Below are 22,965 nucleotides of genomic sequence, written 5' to 3'. Positions count from 1 at the left end.
CTACAGTTCAGCCGGAACCTGAGCGTGCCGGACACGGCTGGCCGGAAACTTCAAGATAAATGATGAGCCTTTGCCCAGTATGCTGTCAATTTCCAGTGCACCTTCGTGGCGCTGCATCACATGCTTGACAATGGAAAGTCCCAGCCCGGTACCGCCGGTCTGGCGTGAACGGCTACGGTCCACCCGGTAAAAACGCTCTGTCAAACGCGGAATATGCTCTTTGGCAATGCCGGCCCCATTGTCCTTGACAACCAACAGCCCGCTGCCATCCGGTTCAATCTGCCAGGTCACGGCAATTTTGCTGCCATGCGGCGTATAACGCACAGCATTGCTTACCAGATTACTCAATGCACTGAGCAGCTCCGTCTGCTCTCCTGCGATCTGGTCTGACCCCGCTTTTGAAAAACTTATTTCATGTTGTCCGCCGGAAAGCTGTCTGGCTGTATGCTCTGCCTGCTCAAGCAACAAAACAACAGGAACCCATGAGTCTACCCCTGGTGCAGGGCTGCCTTCGAGCTTGGCCAGCGCCAGCAGATCACTGATAAGACCCTGCATGCGGTTGGACTGCTCGGCCATCAACGCCAGGTAATGAGCCTGCTCCCCCTTGTCCAATGGCAGGTTCTGCATGGTTTCAATGAACCCGGCAAGCACTGTCAGCGGTGTGCGCATTTCATGCGACACATTCGCAACAAAATCGCGCCGCATCTGGTCAATACGCTCCTGCTCCGTAATATCCTGAATCAAAACCAGCTTGCGCTGCTCATCGTAGTTGACCACCTGCAAAATCAGTGTGCCCTGCTGCCCATGCCCCCACTCCATGCGCAGCGTGTTTTCATAGGCATGCTGCATCAGATAATTGACAAACACAGGCCGCCGCACCAGATTGGTAATATGCTGCCGGTAATCGCGCGGGAATTCCAGCCCCAGATAGTAGGCTGCATTGGCGTTGCCCCAGGTCACCTGGTCATTCTCGTCGAGCAATAACACGCCGGTTGGCGCCACCTGCATGGCAGACAAAAACTGTTGCAATTGCTGCTGTTCAGACTGAATCTGGCGATCACGCAAACGCATCAGGCGTACTGCACGCCGGGCCAGTTCAGACCAGATGTCTACCGGGCCTTTTAACGTCTGCGGCAACTGGGCCTGCGCATCGTCATTTTCCAGCCAATTCATGACTTTGGTCGCCCGCTGCAAATCAATCAACCAGATCGCAACCAGCCCTAACAGCGCGCCCCCCAGCACACCGACTCCGGCAGAAAACCGAAGAAAAGAGGTTGCCAAGCCACCCAGCAGGCCACCGGCAAACAATGCCAGCAGAAAATAAAAAATGCGTCTGCTATGCCAGCGCCTCACATCAACCCTTTAAACGGTAGCCTGCACCGCGTACCGTTTCAATCAAATCGGTGCAGCCGGCCTGGGCCAGAACAGAACGCAGTCTTTTCACATGCACATCCACTGTACGCTCTTCAATGAAAACATGGTCACCCCATACTTTATCAAGAAGCTGGCCACGGCTGTGGACCCGATCCGGATGGCTCATCAAATAATTCAGCAACCGCAACTCCGTTGGCCCCATGCGCACCGTCTCGTCGTTCCAGGTCAGGCTCAGTGTGGCCTGATCCAGCTTGAGCGCCCCGACCTCCAGCACCTCTGCTGCAGCTTCGGGTGCCCGACGCCTGAGCAGCGCACGAATCCGGGCCAGCATTTCCTGGGTTGAAAACGGTTTGATCATATAGTCATCAGCACCGGCATCCAGCCCCATGACAATGTCGGCATCATCTCCACGGGCCGTCAGCATGATGATAGGCAACATGCTGGTACGTGTCTGCTGGCGCCAGTATTTTGCCAAAGACAGGCCATTTTCACCAGGCAGCATCCAGTCCAGCAGTATCAGGTCGGGCAGCTCCCGGTCCACCGCAACCCGCGCGGCCCTGGCATCAACCGCAGTCTCACTGCCAAAGCCTGCATGCTTCAGGTTAATGGCCACCAGCTCTGCAATGGCTGGTTCATCTTCAACAATCAATATCCGTGCTTGCATCATCAATTAATGAATGGCTGAATCAATCTTTTCCCGCGACGTGTGGCGCACATCCGCGCCCTTAACGATATAAATAATGAATTCGGCAATATTTTTGGCATGATCACCAATGCGCTCCAATGCCTTGGCAATGAACAGCAGATCAAGGCTGGCAGAAATGGTGCGTGGATCTTCCATCATGTACGTGACCAGTTTCCTGACAAAACCATCAAACTCATTATCAATCTGGTCATCTTCATGCATGATCGCTATTGCAGCATCCACATCCAGGCGTGCCAGCGCATCCAGCGCCTGGCGTATCAGCTTGGCCGCCAGGTCTGCTGCAATATGTAATTCGGAAGAAGGCAGGGTTTTAGGCATGCCCATATCAATGATGGACTTCACCATACGGGCAATTTTGACCGCCTCATCTCCAACCCGCTCCAGATTGGTGGTGGTTTTTGAAATGGCAATCAGCAAACGCAAATCGCGCGCAGTAGGCTGGCGTTTGGCAATCACCGTGGTCAGTTCGCGATCAATCTCGACTTCCATCTGGTTGACCAGCACCTCACGTTCAATCACCTGGTCAGATATCTCGGTATTGAATTGTTCCAATGCCTGTATTGCCGCGGCAATCTGAGACTCAATCAGGCCGCCCAACTCCATGATGCGCGAAGATACCGCATTGAGATCCGCATCAAACTGTGAAGATAAATGTTTATCCGCCATATTCATCCTGTCTTTGTGAAGACTCCATATATACTGTTACAACCACACATCAACCAAACCGGCCGGTAATGTAATCTTCCGTTTCCGTGCGATGCGGTTTAAAGAACACCTGATCAGTGGCACCGAATTCAATCAGCTCGCCCAAATACATGTACGCTGTGTAGTCTGAACAACGTGCAGCCTGCTGCATGTTGTGCGTCACAATCATGACCGTGTAATCCTTTTTCAGCTCATGAATCAACTCTTCAATTTTCGCAGTCGAAATCGGGTCCAGCGCTGAACAGGGCTCATCCAGCAGCAGCACTTCCGGCTTGACCGCCACGCCCCGGGCAATGCACAAACGCTGCTGCTGCCCGCCTGAAAGTGATGAGCCGCTTTTATGCAGTTTATCCTTCACCTCATCCCACAAAGCAGCCTGGCGCAGGGCATTTTCCACCCGGTCGTCCATATCTGCACTGGAAAGTTTTTCAAACAGCTTGATACCAAACGCAATGTTATCGTAAATAGACATTGGAAAAGGTGTGGGCTTTTGAAACACCATGCCCACACGTGCCCGCAGCAGCGCCGGGTCTTCGGTGGATGCCAGAATATCCTGCCCATCCATCAGAATTTTGCCCTCTGCACGCTGGTCTGGATACAGTGCATACATCCGGTTAAACACCCGCAACAGTGTCGATTTGCCACAACCGGAAGGGCCGATAAACGCCGTCACCTTGTGCTCAGGAACCGATAGCGTAATATCTTTCAGTGCATGAAACTGCCCGTAATAAAAATTCAGGCCTTGTACTTCAATTTTTGGTTTGCCTGCCTGCTGCATTGTATTGAGCCCCATCTGTTTTACTTCCGTCATATTCATATATGTATCAACTTTTATCATTCTTTATTTCTGACCAGCGCACGGGCCAGCATATTGAGCACCAATACCGCCACCAGCATGATAAACACACCAGCCCAGGCCAGTTTTTGCCAGTTGGCAAACGGGCTCATCGCAAATTTGAAAATCGTTACCGGCAAACTTGCCAATGGTCCGGACATCTCCAGACTCCAGAACTGGTTGGAAAGCGCCGTAAAGAGCAGTGGTGCCGTCTCCCCGGAAATACGCGCCAGTGCCAGCAATACGCCGGTGAGCACCCCGGCTCTGGCGGCACGCAATGAAACCATCAGAACAACTTTCCATTTAGGCGCCCCCAGTGCATAAGCAGCCTCACGCAATGCATCGGGAACCAGTTGCAACATATTTTCCGTGGTGCGCACCACCACCGGCACAACAATCAGCCCCAGCGCAGCCACCCCGGCCCAGCCGGAAAATCCCTGAAAAGGCCTGACCAACAAAGCGTAAATAAACAGACCAATGACAATGGAAGGCGCAGAAAGCAAAATATCATTCATGAACCGCACCGTAGCGGCAAACACACCACGCCTGCCATATTCACACAGGTAAATGCCAACCAGAATGCCAATCGGGGTGGCAATCAGGGTCGCCAGGAAAACCATCATCAGCGAGCCGACAATGGCATTGGCCAGCCCACCTTCAGAGCCCATGGGCGGAGGCGTCATCTCGGTAAAAACGGACCATGTCAGGCCGTCAATACCCAGGCGCAGCGCATCCCATAAAATCCATAACAGCCAGAACACGCCAAATGCCATCGCCACCATGGACAGCACAAGTGCCACTATATTTTTACGCCGGCGCGCGCGGTGGTGTGCCAGACGGCTTTGCTGCTGCTCTTTGGTCAAAGGTGCCATGCTGCTCATCTGTTATTTCCCCTCATGGCGTTTGAGCCGTAACAGCAACAGCTTTGAAAAAGCCAGCACCACAAATGTAATGGCAAACAGCACCAGCCCCAGATAGAACAAGGAAGCCTGGTGCAACCCGCTGGCTGCTTCGGCAAACTCATTGGCCAGTGTGGAGGTAATGCTGTTGGCCGGCTCAAACAGTGAAAGCGAATTCAGCTGATTCATGTTGCCAATGACAAACGTCACCGCCATCGTTTCGCCCAAAGCACGCCCAAGCCCCAGCATGATGCCGCCAATGACACCGGTTTTGGTATAAGGCAGCACAACCTTGCTGACAACCTCCCAGGTCGTCGCACCCAGCCCGTAGGCCGACTCCTTGAGCATGGGAGGGGTGATTTCAAACACGTCGCGCATTACCGACGCAATAAACGGCGTGATCATGATCGCCAGAATAATCCCGGCAGACAAAATACCAATCCCGACTGGTGGCCCTGAAACCAGCGTGCTCAAAAACGGCACGTCTCCAAACCAGGCCTGCAATGGTTGTTGTACAAAACGGGCCAGAAACGGCCCGAAAACCAGCAGCCCCCACATGCCATACACAATGGAAGGCACCGCCGCCAGCAATTCAATTGCAGTACCCAGCGGCTTTTTGAGCCAGTTCGGGGAAAGTTCTGTCAGAAAAATGGCAATGCCAAAACTCACCGGCACCGCAATCAGCAATGCAATGGCCGATGTGGCCAGCGTGCCGTAGATCATGGTCAACCCGCCGTAACGCTGCGCGACCGGGTCCCACTCACTGGTCCATAAAAAAGACAGGCCAAATTCTTTGATCGCCGGCGCGGCACCGATCATCAGAGAAATCATGATGCCCACCAGCATCAGCAAACTGATCACTGCGGCAACCCTGACCAGAAAGGCAAACAGAAAATCCCCGGATGCACCTCGCACCGTACGCAACGGCTGAGAAAGCGAAGCACCTGCGGAGTCGGATGGTTCTAATATTTGGTCTGAAGGCACGGACATGCAAAAAACTTCCTTTTTATGCCATCACGGTTGTTATTATCGTTTTAGAGTATACAAGGCAACTTTCGCCAAGAAAATTGCCTTGATACAGATTTTCCAACAAAACCATGTTGTTATTTGTAGCTGATGACATTGCCTTTGGTATCAACCACACTTGCCCACTCTTTGCGAACAATATCCTTGACCTCTGCCGGGAATGGCACATAGTCCAGCTTGGAAGCGGCCTCATCACCATGGGTGTAAGCCCAGTCAAAGAACTTCAACACGGCACGCATTTGCTCGGGCTTGTCGGTCTGCTGGTAAATCAGGATGAATGTTGCCGTTGAAATCGGCCATGCCTTCTCACCAGGGGCATAGGTCAGGCTTTGGTCAAACGATTTTGACCAGTCAATCCCGGCGGCTGCCGCTTTGAATGTATCGTCACTGGGAGAAACAAATTTGCCATCGGCATTTTCCAGTTGCACATGTGACATGTTGTTCTGTTTGGCATACGCATATTCAACATAACCAATTGAATTGGCCAACTGCATCACAAAAGCGGAAACGCCCTCGTTGCCTTTACCACCGGCACCCACAGGCCAGTTGACAGCGGTACCCGTACCCACCTTCTGCTCCCATTCAGGACTGACTTTGGAAAGATACTGGGTAAAAGCAAAAGAAGTCCCGGAACCTTCAGATCTGCGCACCACCGCAATGGCTGCATCGGGCAGCTTCAGATCAGGGTTGAGTTTGGCAATGGCCGGGTCATTCCAGCGGGTGATTTTGCCCAGATAAATATCTGCCAGCAGCCCACCGTTGAGCTTGAGCTCTCCAGGCTTGATCCCCTGAATATTCACCACCGGAACCACGCCACCGATCACTGTCGGGAACTGGATCAATCCGGCTTCTTTCAACTGTGCATCCGTTAATGGTGCATCAGATGCACCAAAATCGACGGTTCTGGCTTTGATCTGGTTCACGCCGGCACTGGAACCGACTGACTGGTAATTGATCCGCACACCAGTTGCTTTGTAATAAGCGTCAGCCCATTGCGCATACACCGGTGCCGGAAAAGAGGCTCCGGCGCCTGTTACGTTCTGCGCCATGGCTCCTGTCAGCATCCCCAGGGCTACCGTCCCTGCCAATGCCGCCTTCAATATGATTTTTTTAACTGTTATTCTCATCATCGTCCTTTCGTGTCATTTAATGAACATGCTGCAGATTATGACAAGCATTTATGACAGAAATATGACAACACCTTTGCCTTAACAACTTTGCATCACACGTAAAACCGTGTAGTATTTACCTTGAAAAAAGACTTGGCCCATTTTTAACAATAAAACCACCTATCTTTCCAGCTTGAAATCCGAACCATGAAAAAATACATTCATCTCCTCTTAGCCATCCTGCTGACCGCTCTGGCTGCATGTTCTTCCACAGACAAAACAGAAGCAAACTGGGTGCCTGTTTTTCAGGACCCTAAAGGATTTGATTTTTATCTGGACACCAACTCCATTCAGATCGACTTATCCAACTCCCACTGGAGACGCGTCATATTGGCAAGCGATGTCAGCCCGCAGACACCAGGCGTCAGGGGAACATCATCATGGCTTGACATGACACTGGACTGCCAGGCAAAAACCGCACGCATCAACGAAATGCGCCTTTATGAAAAACCCTGGCATCAGGGCAAGATCATAGACACAGCAGGCGCCGAAGAAGAATTCACCCCGATTGACAGCGATGAAAACGGCATGCGTTTGTTTTATGCTGTATGCAGGTAACCTTTATACCCAATAATCCTCTATGCCCTGGCCGAAAAACAATCTCATGTTTCAGAAGAATAGCCATGTTGTTTTAACTGCACTCAAAATCAGCAGAAATCATGAAAACGCTTCTCATCATTGAAATGGGCGTTCCGCCTCTTTCCGTCCACCAGAAATGCGGCTCCCATGCCGACTGGTTTACCAGCGCGCTGCAACCTTTGGCAGGCAAAATGTCAACCCCGGTTTGCCGCCCCTATCTCGGGGAAACGCTGCAAGAACCTGCCAGCCTGGGCGGAGCCATCATCACAGGGTCCTGGAGCATGGTGACAGACCAGGAAGGATGGAGCGAATACACGGCCCAGTGGTTCAGAACCGCCATGCAGGCGCAACTGCCGGTATTTGGCGTATGTTATGGGCACCAGTTGATGGCACATGCATTAGGTGGGACCATAGGCGATAACCCCAAAGGACTGGAAATTGGAACCCGCACCATCACGCTGGATACCACTGCCCAAACAGACCCCTTGCTCAGCCAGCACGCCCAAACATTTGATGCGTACCTGCTGCATCAGCAAAGTGTATTGGAACCGCCTGCAGGGGCTGTCAGTCTGGCAACATCTGATCTGGACCGGCACCAGATTCTGCGTTATGCCCCCAACACCTACTCGGTGCAGTTCCACCCGGAATTTTCCGAAGCCGTCATGCGAGCATCCATCGAAGACCTGGCACGCGCACCGGGCCATGGCGCAGAGCATACGCCTATTGCTGCACAAACGCCTTTCTCCAGGCAGATTCTGCTGAATTTCTGTGACATAGTCCTCACCGCACACCAGAATTGATCACACTGTCATTGAATCTCTTTATACAATAGACGCAATGATTCTTCACAGGATAAATCACTATGGCATTGGTTTTCTGCAAGCGCTGTCAAAACGAATACGATAATCACACATCGACCTGCCCTTACTGCGGCAACCTGACCCCACCTCATACCAGACTGAAGGGGGTATTTGTCATCGCCATCATCGTTGTGGTGGTTGCCGTCACATTTGCCATTCCTTCCCTGATCACTTTCTGGCAAACGCAACAGAATGCCTCTAACCCCGACCGGGCCGGACATTCTACGGTCACTTCAGCAACAGACAGCGTCTCCTCCGTTGCTGTCAGTATGCCCCAGCCCAACCAGGGCGATACCACATCTACGGCACTGACGCGCTACGCCGAAAGAGTCAATCAGTCATTTGAGCAAATGTCACTGTCCAGTACCATTACGCACCTGCCAGCAGACCCTCAGTTTGATCAGGGCTCGCAGACTTTTGTACACCAGATCAACAAGCAGGCAACCCTTGAAATCAAGCTGGATTCACGCGGCAGCCAGATCCTGGCCGTATATATTTACAATAACAATGTCAAGGCACAGCCCAGGCTGATGAACAATGTTGCCGCCGCCGCATTCAAAAGCGTGCTGACTGACGACATGGATATAAGCGAAGTCAGGGACCAAATTACTTATCTGGACCAGTTGGCACAAAGTGCCAGAAACTGCACTGCGGCTTACCAGTTTGAAGACTTCTACCTCTTCGAGACACTTGACAAGGCACAAAACAGCAGTGTTGTCGGCCTCTCATCAGAGCGCCCTCAAAACATCTGCCGCTGAAAATGAACTGCACGCGCACAAAGCTGCTGCAACTGGGCTTGCGCTGTGCGGTGATTCTGGTGATCTGTTACGGCCTTTATCTGGTACTGTATGGTGCGTTTGGCGCATTTCAGTCATGGCAGCTCTCCTTTTACACCGTGCAGTCCAATGCACTGGTTCTGTTGCTGTTTATCGGGTTGGCAGTTAACGATCTCCGGCTGCTCATCAGCCCTTCGCATGTACCGCCACAGGCACATGAAAGAGCTGGTTTTTCAATACACCAGATCAAAGTGGCCCTTACCTGGGCCATTTCCATTACCGGTATCGTCTGGCATCTTTTGCTGGTTCCTTATATCGAGCAGCTTCCTGAGCAGGTCTTTTTTTCTCCTTCTATTTCTCCATCCATCCTGTTGAGTTTTTCACTGCTGCATACCTGGTCACCGCTGCTGGTGTTTCTGGACTGGCTGCTGTTTGACCGCAAGGGCACCCTTCACATCACAACCCCCTGGTGGTGGCTGTTGATCCCGCTGGCTTACTTTGCATTCATCTGTCTGAAAGTGCACTTCACCGGCCCCGTAAATGCCGAATTTGGCCTGGTATATCCCTATCCGTTTATTGATTTCAATGCTTTGGGCGCAAGAGCTGTTGCTATCAATGTGGTATTCATGGCAACAGGCATGTTGATACTGGGCTATATTTATTGGGGAATTGACCGATTACTCAGTAAAATGCACCGTTCCCCCACTTGCAGCCCTGAAAACTCACACGATCACACTGATTATGGACACCCAACCAAACATTGAAGACATCTCCAGCATGCTGGCTCCCGGTCAGGTCTGGCATTACCGCACGCGTGCGGGGGAAGAAAGCTCAACCGTCATCATTAACCGCATAGAGTCTGCCCCCAACTACGACCAGATATTTCACATCACCATTCAGGGGCTCAACATTCCCACGCCTGAAACGGGAGAAAGTATCACCCAGATAGACCATGCGCCGGTGTCTTTGCCCACGCTGCTTACCAGCCTGACCGATCTGGTGGAAACAACAGACCCCTGCCCGGCGGGCGAGCAAGGGTATCAGACATGGAAAGCCGAATTTGACCAGAACAAGGCGGGCGTTTTTCTCATCAGCATTGCAGACATTGTCTCTGTCATCGAACGCTCTTTTTACCGGCTGCAATAATTTGCGGCCCACCCCATCACCATCACCTCTGCACAAGCATCTGTTGTCAGATTGTCAGGTCGCTGGCTGGCTGGCCGATGGCGTTTTCAAGCAGGTCATACATCAACAGAATCTCTCCAGCCTGCAACTGCATATTGACCAGCATGCGTTCATCCAGATAAGCCTCGCCGCCTTTGCCGCTCATCTTCAAAGCAACCGCGCCCGCGTTCGCAATCTGCTCGATCACATCCCGGTTATCAATCATCAAAATATCGCCAAACTCATACAACTGTGAGCCTGTTACCGCCTGCCGCTGGGATTGGTCTGGAGATATATCCTGCTGGTAAACAACCTTGCCATCTGCCAGCAAGGAAATGTGCTTTAAATACAGCCAGTCCTCGCCAAAATAGATCACACGCATAACAATCTGGGGCTGCTGTCCGTCTTTCAGGCTCAAATAAAACAGCACATTGTTTTTGGCAATACTTTGCCTGCTGGGCGCATAATAATACGTTACGCCCCTGAAAACATCACGGTATGCACTGCTGTGGGCCACACAGTCGTCATCCTGCAGAAAACAGGCATCAAACTTGTAGTTGGCATTGGGCGCTTCCATCACTTTATTGCTGATTCGCACCAACTGGTCGACACTGCTTTGCCATGCTTGGCTCTGCTCGGCATATGGCAAGGCTTCTGCACCTGAAGTATCTATTCGCAGCATGCGCCCAGAACTGCCCACACCCTCCATGCCATACGTGGTATGAGACGCCACAGGTGTGCTCTCCTGCACGGAAGGTGCGCGCTGATCACACGCACACAATAGGACACACAACAGCAATGTCGCTGCTACCTTGACTTTCGCTGTATTCATATTTTTTATTTATATCAGGGCCAACCCAATCCCAAGGTTTTCCATTATCGCTCAAAAGGCCTTTATTTTAATGTTTTACCCATTGCCAAAAACAATCTGTTGCAGCCGTTCAACGATTGTTTTTTCAACCCCCTCTTACCTGCTCGCATTTCAACGTCGTTTTCCCTTCACAATCCGACCCGGTTTGTCCTGGCAAGCCATTGTTTTATTGATCAAAATCAGCCATTTTTGTAATTCAGCTTTGAAGTATCAATTTGCAGTACCTGAAGTATCGTATCATGATACATTTTGGAAAATTGCAGACAGTGCACCTGTAGTTCCAAATAATCGTGCTCGCTCAGTGATTTATCATCTCAAAGGAATGATTTGCGTCATAAGGTAGAAATATGGAACTGCATATCAAGCTGGCCAGTGAAACATGGGAATTTGAACAGATTCATCGTTTGAACTACCGCACATTTGTAGAAGAAATACCGCAGCATCCGCCCAATTCAGAAAAACGTCTGGTTGACCGGTTTCATCCGGAAAACACCTATATTATTGCCTTGCACAAACAGCAGCTCATCGGCATGATTGCCGTACGCGGCACACGCCCGTTCTCGCTGGATGCCAAATTGCCCAGCCTGGATCAGTACCTGCCTTCGGGCAGAGCGCCGGTTGAAATCAGGCTGCTGGCAGTAGAGCCTCACATGCGCAAAACAACGGTGTTCCTCTCGCTGCTGGACTTTGCTGTCAAACACTGCCAGCAGCAAGGCTATGACCTGGCCGTGATCTCCGGTACAACACGCCAGCAAAAGCTGTATCGTCACTTAGGTTTTCTGCCGTTTGGCCCGCTGATCGGCACATCTGCCGCTCAATACCAACCCATGTACCTGACCCTGGAAACATACCAGCAGATCATGGATAAAAGCGCGGCATTACGCAAAACATTACGTGAACTGCCCGAAACACACAATGGGCTGAATTTTTTACCGGGGCCGGTCCAGATGACCTCCGAAGTCAGGAACGCATTTTCCGCCCCCTGCATTTCTCATCGGGCAGATACCTTCCTGTCCATGCTGAAACAGGCCAGTAACAAGCTGTGCCAGATCACCGGCGCACGCCATGCCCAGATTTTGTTAGGCTCAGGGACACTGGGTAATGAAGTTGTAGCTGCCCAGCTTTCTCTTTTAAAAACTCCCGGCCTGATCGTTTCAAACGGCGAGTTCGGCGAACGCCTGATCGGCCATGCACGCCGTGCGCAGCTCAAGTTCAATACATTGCAATATGCGTGGGGAACACGCATGAATCTGGATGAAATCAAGTATGCGCTGTCACAGCTCCCGGAGGATGGCTGGGTCTGGATGGTGCACCATGAAACCTCTACCGGCATGCTCAACCCTTTTGCAGAACTGAAAACCTTATGCACACTGCATGGCCTGCACCTGTGTCTGGACTGCATCAGTTCAGTCGGTGCCATACCGGTCGACCTCAGCGCGGTTTACCTGGCTACAGCCGTCAGTGGCAAAGGATTTGGCAGCTACCCCGGCCTGTCTGTGGTGTTTCATGACTATACGCCAGTCCCCCAGCCCCAAACCCTGCCAGGCTACCTCGACCTGGGGAACTGGGCATGCCAGCACAGCGTTCCTTATACCCACTCATCCAACCTCATGAATGCATTTTTAACTGCGCTTTCTCAGGCAACGCCCGAGCGCATGGAACGCATTCAAAACAACATGGCATGGCTGCGGCAGGAGCTGGAATGCTGCGGACTGTCTGCTCTGGTCTCCCCGCAGGAAGCCTGCGCTGCCATCGTCACCCTTGTTTCAGACCAGCCTGGCCTGACCACAGCCATTGGATATGAGCTTGAACTACATGGCTGCTGGTTAAGCTACCGCAGTGCCTACCTGCGGGAGCGACATTGGCTGCAGATCTCACTGCTGGGCGATCCGTCAAGGGCGCAGTTGGAAAAACTGATGCAGTTGATTCGCAATGCCTGCCACCGGCTGCAAAAAACACCTGTGCAAAACCGGCAGCCTGCCAACCGGGCAGTCAATGCAATGCATTAACAGCCATTAAATCCGGCACGTTTGCCCGCATCCGGTAATCAATCAAAGGTGCCCGCCAGAGCACCCCGATGGTTATTACAGAATCGTGAAAATCTGTTCTTCAGGCCAACGCGATTTGGGCAATGCCGCATTAAAATCCTCTTTGCTGTGGTAGCCGAGGCTTGCCACCACAACGCTGGTCAGCCCTTTTGCCGGCAGACCCAGAATCTCATCCAGCTTCGCCACATCGAAACCTTCAATCGGTGTCGAATCAATCCCGAGGCTGGCTGCCCCAAACAACAAAGTACCCAGCGCAATATAGATTTGCTTACTTTCCCAGGCCAGCAGGTCTTGCGGCGTTTTATTATTCAGCCCGACAAAATACCTGCGCCCCTTGTCCTGCCCCTGCTTCATTTCTTCATTTGCAATGCGCCCATCCTTTTGCTCCTGTTCAATCAGCGCCTTCAGGTACTGATCTGTTATGGCTGTTTTGGCACAAAAAATCACAACATGCGACGCATCCCGCACCCGCCCATGGTTAAATTCAGCAATGCCAGGCAGAATTCTGGCTTTGGCCTCATCTGAGTGGGCCACAACAAAATGCCAGGGCTGAGAATTCACCGAAGAAGGGCAGTTTCTCAATAAAGTGCACAATTGCTCAAACTGATCCTGAGGTATTTTTTTTGTTGCGTCATAAGCTTTGGCGGTATAGCGTCTGCTGGCCAGTGTTTTAATATCCAATTATTTTCTCCTTCAGAATCCAAGCGACAATCGGCGACAAGCGGCCACAATCGGCCTGCTCTTTTCACAAATTATCAAACAATATCAATAACCGTATGCAGCCGCACCCCTTATGCAAGGCAAACGCGTACTGCTAAAATCCGTCATAAACTGCATTCAGACTGCCTTTGAAAGTTTTCTTCATGAAACTGTTTTTTGCCCCTACGTCTCCATTTGTACGCAAATGCCTGATCTGTGCCGCTGCGTTAAAACTGCAGGACCGGCTGGAACTGGTATCGGCCAAAGCACACCCTGTTGTACGCGATGTGCAGGTGGTTCAGCATAATCCGTTAGGGAAAATTCCAGCACTGCTGACCGATGACGGCCTCACTTTATACGACAGCCGCGTCATTTGCGAGTACCTGAACAGCCTGGTGCAGGGCCCGCTATTTCCCGCTGACGGCCAAGCCCGCTGGCAGGCGCTGAGCATGCAGTCATTGGCTGACGGCATGATGGATGCCTGCGTACTGGCACGTTATGAAGACATTGTCAGGCCAGAGGAATTGCGCTGGCCCACCTGGAAAAGTTCACAACTGAAAAAAGTGTCCGCAGGCTTGCGTGCGCTGGAAACACAGGCAGATACGCTCGGCCAGCAACCGGATATTGGCAGCATTGCCGTAGCCTGTGCCTTGTGGTATCTGGACCTGCGCTATGCCGAAATTGACTGGCGCCAGAGTTATCCGCACCTGGCCCAATGGTATCAGGGCTTCAGCCAACAGCCAGCCATCGCTGCAAACTGGCAGACGGAAACCTGAGCGGTAGCAATACGGTATATCCTTCTCAGCGTTTTCTCTGCCACTAACGGCTCAGCGGGGCTCGTCCGGCAGCAAGCCGTTATCCTCTTCCACCATATCTGCACCAGCAGGCAGCACCTGGTGAAGCTGCTCTGCGGGCAATGCCTCCACGTGTTTTAAAGCGCGGTTCATCACCCGGGTCCGGGTCTGGGCTGCATCAATGGTTTTGGAAACCGTTTGCAACTGGTCGTGCATTTTGGACAGCACGCCCCCAAATTTGCCAAACTCGGTCTTCACAGCGCCCAGCACTTTCCAGACCTCGGCTGAGCGCTGCTCCAGCGCCAGCGTCCTGAACCCCATCTGCAGGCTGTTGAGCAGCGCCAGCAACGTTGTCGGCCCGGCAATGGTGACATGGTGCTGGCGTTGCAGCATTTCAATCAGCCCCGGACGGCGCAGCACCTCAGCATACAACCCCTCTGTCGGTAAAAACATGATGGCGAAATCTGTTGTATAAGGCGCGGCAATGTATTTTTCGGCAATGCTCTTGGCCTCCTGCCGGATGCGCTGCTCCAGCGCCTTGCCCGCAGCATCCGCGCCAACAGCATCGGCCTGTTGCTGCGCATAGAGCAAACGCTCATAATCTTCCGTCGGGAACTTGGCATCTATCGGCAGCCAGCACGGCTGGTCTTCATCGCCTTTTCCAGGCAATGCAATGGCAAAATCCACCGCATCGCGCTGTCCGGGCTTGATCATGGCCTGCGCTTTATACTGCTCCGGCGTTAATACCTGTTCCAGCAACTGGCCCAGTTGTACCTCGCCAAACACGCCCCGGGTTTTGACATTGGTCAGCAGGTGTTTCAGGTCGCCCACCCCTTGCGCCAGTTGCTGCATTTCACCCAGTCCGCGGTGGACCTGCTCCAGCCGCTGTGCCACCTGTTTAAAACTCTCTGAAACCCGCTTCTCCAAAGTGTCGTGCAGCTTTTCATCAACGGTTCGGCGCATTTCCTCCAGCTTGGTTTCGTTGCTGGCCTGCAGTTGCGTCAGGTGCTGTGTCATGACCTGCCGCACTTCCTGCAACTGCTCATCCAGTGTGGTACGAACATCCTGCATGCGTTTGGTATTCATTTCTACCGTTTGCTCAAACTGCCGCGCGAGTGTTTCACTCAACGCTCTCTGCCCGGCCGCAATCTGGTTAATGACCGATTCAAAACTGGCGCTCTGATTGCGTGCAGCCTCTGCCTGATACGTCACCATCTGTTGTATCAAGCGCTGCATATTCTGTCCCAGTTCCTCACGCTCCAGGCGCGCGCACTCTGTAATCAGTTGCCCCAGATCCTGCCGTATCCGGTCATTTTCGGCTTGTGACGTCTGGCTCAACTGCATCAACTGTTCCAGCGTAGGCTGTCTGGTAGATTTCACCAGCAGCCACAGCAACAGCAGCAGACTCAACCCTGCCAGAGCCATCAGCCCCCATAAAATGTAGAGTGTGTCCACTTTGTTGATTACCTTTGATAAAAACCCGGAATGGCATGCATGGATAAATCCTGCATTGCTTGGTGCTGTGCCAGCGGCATATACGGCAGCAAGATCACTGCAGCCATTTTACCTGCTGCCATACACTTCGGGGTTAATCAGCGTTTCAGGCCTGTGGCCATTGAAAATAGCGTCCAGATTGCGAAAGGCCAATTGGCACATGGCCCGTCTGGTTGCATTAGAGGCACTGCCCATGTGCGGCGTCATAACCATGTTGGAGAGTGCCAGCAAGCGCGGATTGATCTGCGGCTCACCCTCATAGACATCCAAGGCCGCCGCCGCAATTCGGTGTGCCTCTAATGCATCCGCCAGTGCGTTTTCATCAATGATGCCGCCACGGGCAACATTGGTCAGTGTGGCCGTTGGCTTCATCAGCGCCAGTTCCCTGGCACCGATCAGATGATAAACATCTTTTGTATAAGGCAATACCAGCACCACATGGTCAGCCTGGCGCAGCACGTCTTCCATCGTGCCATATCGGGCTTGCAGCCCCTTTTCAATATCTGCCTCCAGCCGGGAACGGTTATGGTAAACCAGTTGCATGCCAAACCCATGTACGCCACGCCGTGCAATCGCCTGCCCGATGCGCCCCATGCCAATGACCCCCAGTGTGGCGCCATGAATATCAGCTCCTGTCATGGCGTCCAGCGGAAAAGGCAACTGCCATTTCCCTGCACGCAAAAACCGTTCGGTTTCACTGAGCCGCCTGGCCGCAGCCATCATCAACAAAAAGCCAAAGTCCGCTGTGGTTTCAGTCAGCACATCAGGGGTATTGGTACATACAATGCCCCGCTGCGTACAGGCGGCCACATCAATGTTGTTGTACCCGACAGCAATATTGCACACCGCTTTCAGCGCAGGGCAGTTTTCGAGCAATGCGGCATCTACCCTGTCATAAGGTGACAACAAAGCGCCTTCTGCATCGCTCATCCTCGTGCGCAACACATCTTGCGACCAGGGCGCGTTGGCCTGGTTATCCACAACGGTATAGCGCTGCTGCAACTGTTGCAACAGATCGGGAAAAATTCGACACGAAACGACGATACGCCGCGGCACAGTCAGGGGAGAGCTATTTTCCGACATACTTTAAGCGCAATACCAGACAAATGAAATGATGGTAAACAACGGCACCAGAATGCCAAATGACCAGGCCATATAACCGAAGAAACTGGGCATACGCACGCCCCGGTCTTCCGCAATGGCTTTGACCATCAAATTGGGTGCATTGCCGATATAGGTATTGGCTCCCATGAAAACCGCACCGGCAGAAATGGCAGCCAGAGTACCGGCCATCGTGGTCATCAGTACAGACGGATCACCGCTGGCCGTATTGAAAAAGACCAGATAGGTTGGCGCATTATCCAGGAATGAACTCAGCAACCCCGTTGCCCAGAAATACATCAATGGAATCGGCTCACCCTGCGCATTGGTTACAGAAGCCACAATGGAGGCAAAAGGACCATTGAGGCCGGCACGCAGCATGGCAATCACCGGGATAATGGTCATGAAAATACCGGCAAACAGTTTGGCCACTTCCAGGATAGGGCCCCAGGTGAACTGGTTGGATCGCCGCACACTTCTTGCCGTGATTCTCAAAGACACAATCACCACCGCAATCAGCCCGATGTCCCGTACCAAACTGGGCAGGGTCAATACCGTACCGGCAATGTCAAACTCAATACCAGGCTTCCAGATGCCGCTGAGCAATACCAGGCAGACAATAACAATCAATAAAATAAAATTGGCATAACCCTGAATGCAGAACTTCTCTGCCGATACACTGCTCTCTGCTTTCGGAGCTAGTGAACCTTCGGCCATTTCTTTTTTAAGCATCCAGTTATCTAGCAGGAAAAATAAGACCAACAGAGCCCCGATTAAAAACAACATTTGCGGCAACAGGTGCTGTATCGTCCAGAAAAAATTGATCCCTTTTAAAAATCCAAGGAACAAAGGCGGATCGCCCAGCGGTGTCAAAGCACCGCCAATATTGGAGACAATAAAAATAAAAAATATCACCGCATGGGCACAACGCTTGCGGTGCTGGTTGGCACGGATCAACGGGCGAATCAGCAGCATGGAAGCCCCTGTGGTGCCCATGACGCTTGCCAGTATGCCTCCCAGCCCCAATATGCCGACATTGACCAAAGGCGTGGCGCGTATATCCGTCCGAATATAAATACCTCCGGCAACCACGAACAAAGCCAGCAGCAGCAGAATAAATGGAATATATTCGGCAACCAGCGCATGAATAAAATTCACCCACAAAGCTTCAAAACCGAACATAAATGCAAACGGCACGACAAACACCAGTGCCCACAGCATGGCAATTTTGCCGTAATGATGATGCCAGAAAATCGGTGCAACAATCGGTACGATCGCGATGGAAAGCAGTGTTGCGGCAAACGGAATACCCCACCACAACGAAAGTTCACTGCCATCCAGAACAGCCCCCCAAGCGACCTGTGGACATAAAAACAAAACCACAGTAAGGAATGCCCCGAATTTCAATTTCTTCATCCTTTTGATCTCCTGCCGATTCTCTTTTTATCTCTAAATACGCATCCTATCTTTTTTTAGGTAAAAAGTATCAATTGCAATCAAGTAACGAAGAGATTTATCAGGCTTTATGCGCTGATCAGCGACAAACCCGACAATATTTTAGGGCGTGCTTTAGGCAGGCTCGGGCAGATCAAAAACCTGCCGCAGATACGCCAGGTAGGCCTTGTCATCGCACATGCTTTTATTGGGCGAATCAGAAACCTTGGCCACCGGCTGCCCGTTGCAGCGCACCATCTTCAAGACGATCTGCAGGGGCTCATACCCCAGGTCGTTGGTCAGATTGGTGCCAACGCCAAAAGACAAACCACAGCGGCCGTTAAAACGCCGGTACAGCTCTATCACGCGGGGAATATTCAGCCCATCGCTGAATATCAGCGTCTTGGTGCGCGGATCAACCCGGTGCGCCTTGTAATGGTTCAGTATCAGCTCGCCCCATTCCAGCGGATCACCCGAATCGTGCCGGGCACCATCAAAAAGTTTACAGAAATACAGGTCAAAATCACGCAGAAAAGCCTTCACGCCATACACGTCTGAAAGTGCAATCCCCAGGTCGCCCCGGTACTCGCGCGACCACGACTCAAAACCAAAAATCTGTGAATCACGCAGGCGCGGCCCCAGCGCCTGACAGGCCTGCAGGTACTCGTGCGCCATGGTTCCCAAAGGTGTGAGCCCCAGCTCCCAGGCATACAGCACATTGCTGGTACCCACCAGGTGCGCACATCCTTTTCCATTCAACTTATTTTGCAGATGCACCAAAACCCGCTTCTGCCAGTCACGCGAAAACCGCCGCCGTGTTCCATAATCTGCAATCCGGCAGTCCTCAAACTCCTTGCCGGTCAGCATCTGTATCTTGGCATCCATGCGCCGTATGCCTTCAGCATAATCCGGCTGCGACTGTGTGGCGCGAAAATAAGTTTCATTGACAATGGCCAGCACTGGTATCTCAAACGGAATGGTATGCAGCCAGGGCCCAGCGATGGAGATATCGATCTCCCCATTGGCCAGCGGCTTGACCTGAATGTATTTTTCATTCAGGTGAAACAGCCCCAGAAAGTCGATGAAGTCGCTTTTAATGAAACGCAGTTTACTCAGGTAGTTCAATTCATCATCAGTGAACTTCAAAGAGCATAAATGCTGAATCTGGGCACGGATTTCATCCACATAAGGGGCTAACTGCACCCCGGGGTTACGGCATTTGAAACGGTATTCAACCTTGGCGCCTGGGAACTGGTGCAATACCGCCTGCATCATGGTGAATTTATACAGGTCGGTGTCCAGTAAACTGTCAATAATCATATTCAGAAATCTCTGCTTATAGCAACGATGTGCAATGCAGCTTCTGTTCTGCATTACCCGCATTCGCACAGGGCTGGTTCAGGCCACCCTTTTGCATATCAGCATCATAACCCTGCCCCTGGTTTTTATCTTGATACAAACCAATTGGACCACAGGAGGCAATGGCCTTTCTCCCCCCTCTTCTATATTCTCCTCTCCTTTCCCAGCAGGCAGACCAGGGTTCAACGACTGCCGGCTCACTCATGCCTGGGGGTTTATCTCGGTGAAGTGCTTTGTTTTTGCAGTTGCTCAATAATAAGAACCGCTTCGTTTGCCGATCATTGCTAACAGGGACATGGATTTATGAGTCACCTTCTCGATTCCAAAAAAGATGCGCCGCTTCTGCACGATATCGAATTGCTCAACCGCATTTTGCAGCGCATTATGCAGGCAAAAATCAGCCCCCAGTCTTTACAGGCGTTCCAGTTATTGATCAGCGATGAACACCATGACACCAAAATAGCAGAGCTGCTATCCAGCCTTTCACTGCAGGAAACGCAGGAACTGGTCGCTTCGTGTGGCCTGTATGCGCAGGTCTTCAACATTGCCGAGGATGTTCACCATGCAAGACGGCGGCGCGCTTATGAAGCAACAGGTGCCAGCGCCTCCAAAGGCAGCATTGAAGAACTGTTGCAGAAAATTAAAACCAGCCACATTTCAACACCCCTTTTGCAGAACGTATTGGACCATGCGCAAATTGGTGCCGTGCTGACCGCACACCCCACAGAGGTACAAAGGCAGACAACCCTGACTTTACTGCGCAAGGTATCTCACCTGCTCAGCGTTTACAGCCAGCCTGAATTAAAGCTTGAAGATAAAAATAACATCGAAGAAACGCTGCTTTCCGCGCTGCTGACGCTGTGGCAAAGCGATGAAACCCGCCACTTCAAGCTGACGGTTGAAAACGAGATCAGCAATGGCATAGCCTACTTTCCCTTGAGCTTTTTTGAAGCCCTGCCCAAACTCTACCGCAAACTGGCACGGGGCCTGAAAGAAATTGATCCGGCCATCAAACTGCCCGAAATCATCCACATCGGCAGTTGGATTGGTGGTGACCGCGATGGCAATCCGTTTGTTTCGGCCAATACGTTAAAAGCCGCTTTTCAAAAACAGGCACAGACCCTGTTCCATTTTTACCGCGGGCAATTGAAATCCCTATATGAAGAGCTGTCCGTCTCTATCCGTAAAGTGACGGTGGATGATGCATTGCTGACACTGGCCAAAAGGTCGCCGGATACCAGCATTGCGCGGGAAGAAGAACCTTACCGCAAAGCCATTGCGCTGATCCTTTCGCGCATCATTGCCACCGGTGAAAAGCTGGGGGCCCAGCTCACATCCAAATTCGGCCTGGGAGACCCTTACCACCATGTGCAGGAATTTCTGCACGACCTCGAAGTGATCCGCGCCTCACTCATCAACAACGGCAGTGCCCCGCTCATTCAGGGCCGGCTCACCAAGCTGATCCGTTGTGCCAACCTGTTTGGTTTTTATCTGATGCCTGTTGACCTGCGCCAGCACGCCCAGATGCACACACAGGTGGTCGCTGCGCTTTTTGCTTATGCCGGGCTGGAAGACTATGCTTCCCTCAATGAAGCAGAAAAATGCCAGGTTCTGCTGCACGAACTCAAAAGCAAACGCCCTTTGTATTCAGACTTTGCCCATTACCCCAAAGAAGTGCGCAACGAGCTAATGATCTTCCAGGCAGCACGGGAAATCCAGCAACAGTATGGCGTCAAAGCCATTCAGCAAAGCATCATTTCCAACTGTGACCACATCAGCGACATTCTGGCGCTGGCGCTGATTCTGAAAGAAACCGGCTTGCTGGAAACTGATGAAAACCAGCCCCAGTCACGCATACACATTGTGCCCCTGTTTGAAACCATCGAGGCCCTGCAAAACGCCCCTGGCATCATGGATGCGCTATGGGCCGAACCCTGGTACCTGGCCCTGCTGAACAGCATGGACGCAACGCAGGAAATCATGCTGGGCTATTCCGACAGCAACAAAGACGGCGGCTACGTCACCAGCCAGTGGTTCCTGTACATGGCGGAAGAGGCACTGGTCAAGTCGGCTCAGAAACACCAGGTCCGCCTGCGCCTGTTTCACGGGCGTGGCGGCAGCGTGGGCCGCGGCGGCGGCCCGGCGTACGAAGCCATTCTGGCACAGCCTGCGGGCAGTGTTAACGGGCAGATCCGTATCACAGAACAAGGCGAAGTCATCACCTTCAAATATGCCGACCCCAACAATGCGCAGCGCAATCTGGAAACCCTGGTTGCCGCAACGCTGGAAAGCACGTTGCTCCCGCATGTGGAAAAAGACCCCGATCACGGCCTGATGCAAAAGCTATCAGACCATGCTTTTGCAGAATACCGGGCATTGATCACGCATGCAGACTTCATTGACTTCTTTTTACAGACCACCCCGATTGAACAGATTGCCAGCATGAACATCGGTTCACGCCCGGCCAGCCGCAAAACACTGGCACGCATTCAGGATTTGCGCGCCATACCCTGGGTTTTCTCATGGACCCAGACGCGACTGATGCTGCCGGCATGGTACGGTTTTGGCAGCGCAATCCATGCGCTGCAACAAACAGATGCATCTGCCCTGTCGCAGCTTCAGAAAATCTACCAGTCCAGCCCTTTCTTTCAAGCCATGCTGTCCAATATGGAGCAGGTGCTTGCCAAGGTGGACCTGCATATCGCGCAGGCTTATGTCAGTTTGAGCGACAACCCGGCCAAGGCACAAGCCATTTTTGCCAGACTGAAGCAGGAATTTGAACTGAGCCGCAATGCCTTGCTGAGCATCATACAAACACAGGATATTTTGCAGGACAACAGAACGCTCTCCCGTTCATTGGCATTGCGCCTGCCTTACCTGAACACGCTGAACTGGCTGCAGGTCGAACTGCTCAAACGGTTGAAACAAGAGCCCCAAAATGAAGAGATATTGGGCCAAATTCACGCCACCATCAACGGCATTGCACAAGGCCTGCGCAATACCGGCTAAAACCGGGGCTGCACAGGTGTTGGAATCAAGCATGGTACGATCACAACATTGTCGTTAACTTTT

General features: G+C 52.1%; 21 protein-coding genes. 8 read left to right on the top strand and 13 right to left on the bottom strand.

Annotated elements, in window-relative coordinates:
* From phoR to pstS, 7 genes are all read right to left on the bottom strand, one after another.
* Positions 1-1,353 (bottom strand): phosphate regulon sensor histidine kinase PhoR, encoded by a 1,353-nt coding sequence (phoR, locus tag CUZ56_RS14655; protein WP_204250927.1) that lies wholly within the window; start codon positions 1,351-1,353, stop codon positions 1-3.
* A 1-nt stretch (position 1,354) separates the two neighbouring features.
* Positions 1,355-2,044 carry a phosphate regulon transcriptional regulator PhoB gene (phoB, locus tag CUZ56_RS14650; protein WP_404948049.1) on the bottom strand — a complete coding sequence of 230 codons (690 nt, stop codon included), beginning with the start codon at positions 2,042-2,044 and terminating at the stop codon, positions 1,355-1,357.
* Positions 2,045-2,746, bottom strand: coding sequence for a phosphate signaling complex protein PhoU (gene phoU / locus CUZ56_RS14645; RefSeq protein ID WP_126981160.1), 702 nt, complete (start codon positions 2,744-2,746; stop codon positions 2,045-2,047).
* 49 nt (positions 2,747-2,795) lie between these two features.
* Complete coding sequence (pstB, locus tag CUZ56_RS14640) at positions 2,796-3,578, bottom strand: phosphate ABC transporter ATP-binding protein PstB (RefSeq protein ID WP_204250926.1); 783 nt, start codon at positions 3,576-3,578, stop codon at positions 2,796-2,798.
* A gap of 41 nt (positions 3,579-3,619) precedes the next feature.
* Complete coding sequence (gene pstA / locus CUZ56_RS14635) at positions 3,620-4,492, bottom strand: phosphate ABC transporter permease PstA (RefSeq protein WP_239442608.1); 873 nt, start codon at positions 4,490-4,492, stop codon at positions 3,620-3,622.
* Between the two features lie 12 nt (positions 4,493-4,504).
* Positions 4,505-5,509 (bottom strand): phosphate ABC transporter permease PstC, encoded by a 1,005-nt coding sequence (pstC, locus tag CUZ56_RS14630; RefSeq protein WP_126981157.1) that lies wholly within the window; start codon positions 5,507-5,509, stop codon positions 4,505-4,507.
* Positions 5,510-5,622: 113 nt separating this feature from the next.
* The gene (gene pstS / locus CUZ56_RS14625; RefSeq protein ID WP_404948048.1) at positions 5,623-6,675 is read right to left on the bottom strand and encodes a phosphate ABC transporter substrate-binding protein PstS; all 1,053 of its coding nucleotides are present in this window, start codon (positions 6,673-6,675) and stop codon (positions 5,623-5,625) included.
* A gap of 186 nt (positions 6,676-6,861) precedes the next feature.
* Between pstS and CUZ56_RS14620 the strand changes: the two genes are divergently transcribed.
* The 5 genes from CUZ56_RS14620 to CUZ56_RS14600 all read left to right on the top strand — a co-directional run bounded on the left by CUZ56_RS14620 (position 6,862) and on the right by CUZ56_RS14600 (position 10,075).
* Complete coding sequence (locus CUZ56_RS14620) at positions 6,862-7,272, top strand: surface-adhesin E family protein (protein WP_126981156.1); 411 nt, start codon at positions 6,862-6,864, stop codon at positions 7,270-7,272.
* 101 nt (positions 7,273-7,373) lie between these two features.
* Positions 7,374-8,093 (top strand): glutamine amidotransferase, encoded by a 720-nt coding sequence (locus CUZ56_RS14615; protein WP_126981155.1) that lies wholly within the window; start codon positions 7,374-7,376, stop codon positions 8,091-8,093.
* Positions 8,094-8,155: 62 nt separating this feature from the next.
* A complete protein-coding gene (locus CUZ56_RS14610; RefSeq protein WP_126981154.1) occupies positions 8,156-8,911 on the top strand; it encodes a hypothetical protein in 756 nt (251 codons plus the stop codon).
* A 2-nt stretch (positions 8,912-8,913) separates the two neighbouring features.
* A complete protein-coding gene (locus tag CUZ56_RS14605; RefSeq protein WP_126981153.1) occupies positions 8,914-9,693 on the top strand; it encodes a Pr6Pr family membrane protein in 780 nt (259 codons plus the stop codon).
* On the top strand, positions 9,671-10,075 hold the full coding sequence (locus tag CUZ56_RS14600) for a hypothetical protein (RefSeq protein ID WP_126981152.1): 405 nt from the start codon (positions 9,671-9,673) through the stop codon (positions 10,073-10,075). The genes CUZ56_RS14605 and CUZ56_RS14600 overlap by 23 nt, the downstream gene beginning before the upstream one ends.
* Before the next feature lie 46 nt (positions 10,076-10,121).
* Here the strand turns inward: CUZ56_RS14600 and CUZ56_RS14595 are convergent, their stop codons facing one another.
* Positions 10,122-10,925 (bottom strand): hypothetical protein, encoded by an 804-nt coding sequence (locus CUZ56_RS14595; protein ID WP_126981151.1) that lies wholly within the window; start codon positions 10,923-10,925, stop codon positions 10,122-10,124.
* Positions 10,926-11,311: 386 nt separating this feature from the next.
* Here CUZ56_RS14595 and CUZ56_RS14590 point away from each other — a divergent pair, with 386 nt between their 5' ends.
* Positions 11,312-12,973 carry a GNAT family N-acetyltransferase gene (locus CUZ56_RS14590; protein WP_126981150.1) on the top strand — a complete coding sequence of 554 codons (1,662 nt, stop codon included), beginning with the start codon at positions 11,312-11,314 and terminating at the stop codon, positions 12,971-12,973.
* A 75-nt stretch (positions 12,974-13,048) separates the two neighbouring features.
* On the opposite strand, the gene nfsB is transcribed toward CUZ56_RS14590, so the two are convergent.
* Entirely contained in the window at positions 13,049-13,693 is a 645-nt protein-coding gene (gene nfsB / locus CUZ56_RS14585) for an oxygen-insensitive NAD(P)H nitroreductase (RefSeq protein ID WP_126981149.1), read from the bottom strand.
* Positions 13,694-13,875: 182 nt separating this feature from the next.
* Between nfsB and CUZ56_RS14580 the strand changes: the two genes are divergently transcribed.
* On the top strand, positions 13,876-14,487 hold the full coding sequence (locus CUZ56_RS14580) for a glutathione S-transferase (protein WP_126981148.1): 612 nt from the start codon (positions 13,876-13,878) through the stop codon (positions 14,485-14,487).
* A gap of 51 nt (positions 14,488-14,538) precedes the next feature.
* Here CUZ56_RS14580 and rmuC read toward each other — a convergent pair whose 3' ends face one another.
* The 4 genes from rmuC to pncB form a co-directional block, all read right to left on the bottom strand.
* Entirely contained in the window at positions 14,539-15,960 is a 1,422-nt protein-coding gene (gene rmuC, locus CUZ56_RS14575; RefSeq protein ID WP_239442606.1) for a DNA recombination protein RmuC, read from the bottom strand.
* Positions 15,961-16,068: 108 nt separating this feature from the next.
* Positions 16,069-17,082, bottom strand: coding sequence for a 2-hydroxyacid dehydrogenase (locus CUZ56_RS14570; RefSeq protein WP_239442594.1), 1,014 nt, complete (start codon positions 17,080-17,082; stop codon positions 16,069-16,071).
* A gap of 3 nt (positions 17,083-17,085) precedes the next feature.
* Complete coding sequence (locus CUZ56_RS14565) at positions 17,086-18,516, bottom strand: sodium:proton antiporter (RefSeq protein WP_126981147.1); 1,431 nt, start codon at positions 18,514-18,516, stop codon at positions 17,086-17,088.
* A 153-nt stretch (positions 18,517-18,669) separates the two neighbouring features.
* The gene (gene pncB / locus CUZ56_RS14560; RefSeq protein WP_126981146.1) at positions 18,670-19,854 is read right to left on the bottom strand and encodes a nicotinate phosphoribosyltransferase; all 1,185 of its coding nucleotides are present in this window, start codon (positions 19,852-19,854) and stop codon (positions 18,670-18,672) included.
* Between the two features lie 342 nt (positions 19,855-20,196).
* Between pncB and ppc the strand changes: the two genes are divergently transcribed.
* The gene (gene ppc, locus CUZ56_RS14555) at positions 20,197-22,902 is read left to right on the top strand and encodes a phosphoenolpyruvate carboxylase (RefSeq protein WP_126981145.1); all 2,706 of its coding nucleotides are present in this window, start codon (positions 20,197-20,199) and stop codon (positions 22,900-22,902) included.
* Positions 22,903-22,965: the final 63 nt, after the last annotated feature.

Origin of the sequence: Saezia sanguinis, assembly GCF_003991585.1 — a bacterium.
In the GTDB taxonomy this organism is placed as follows: domain Bacteria; phylum Pseudomonadota; class Gammaproteobacteria; order Burkholderiales; family Burkholderiaceae_C; genus Saezia; species Saezia sanguinis.
The sequence above is the reverse complement of the archived record's forward strand: the minus strand, read 5'-3'. Positions and strand labels throughout refer to the sequence as shown.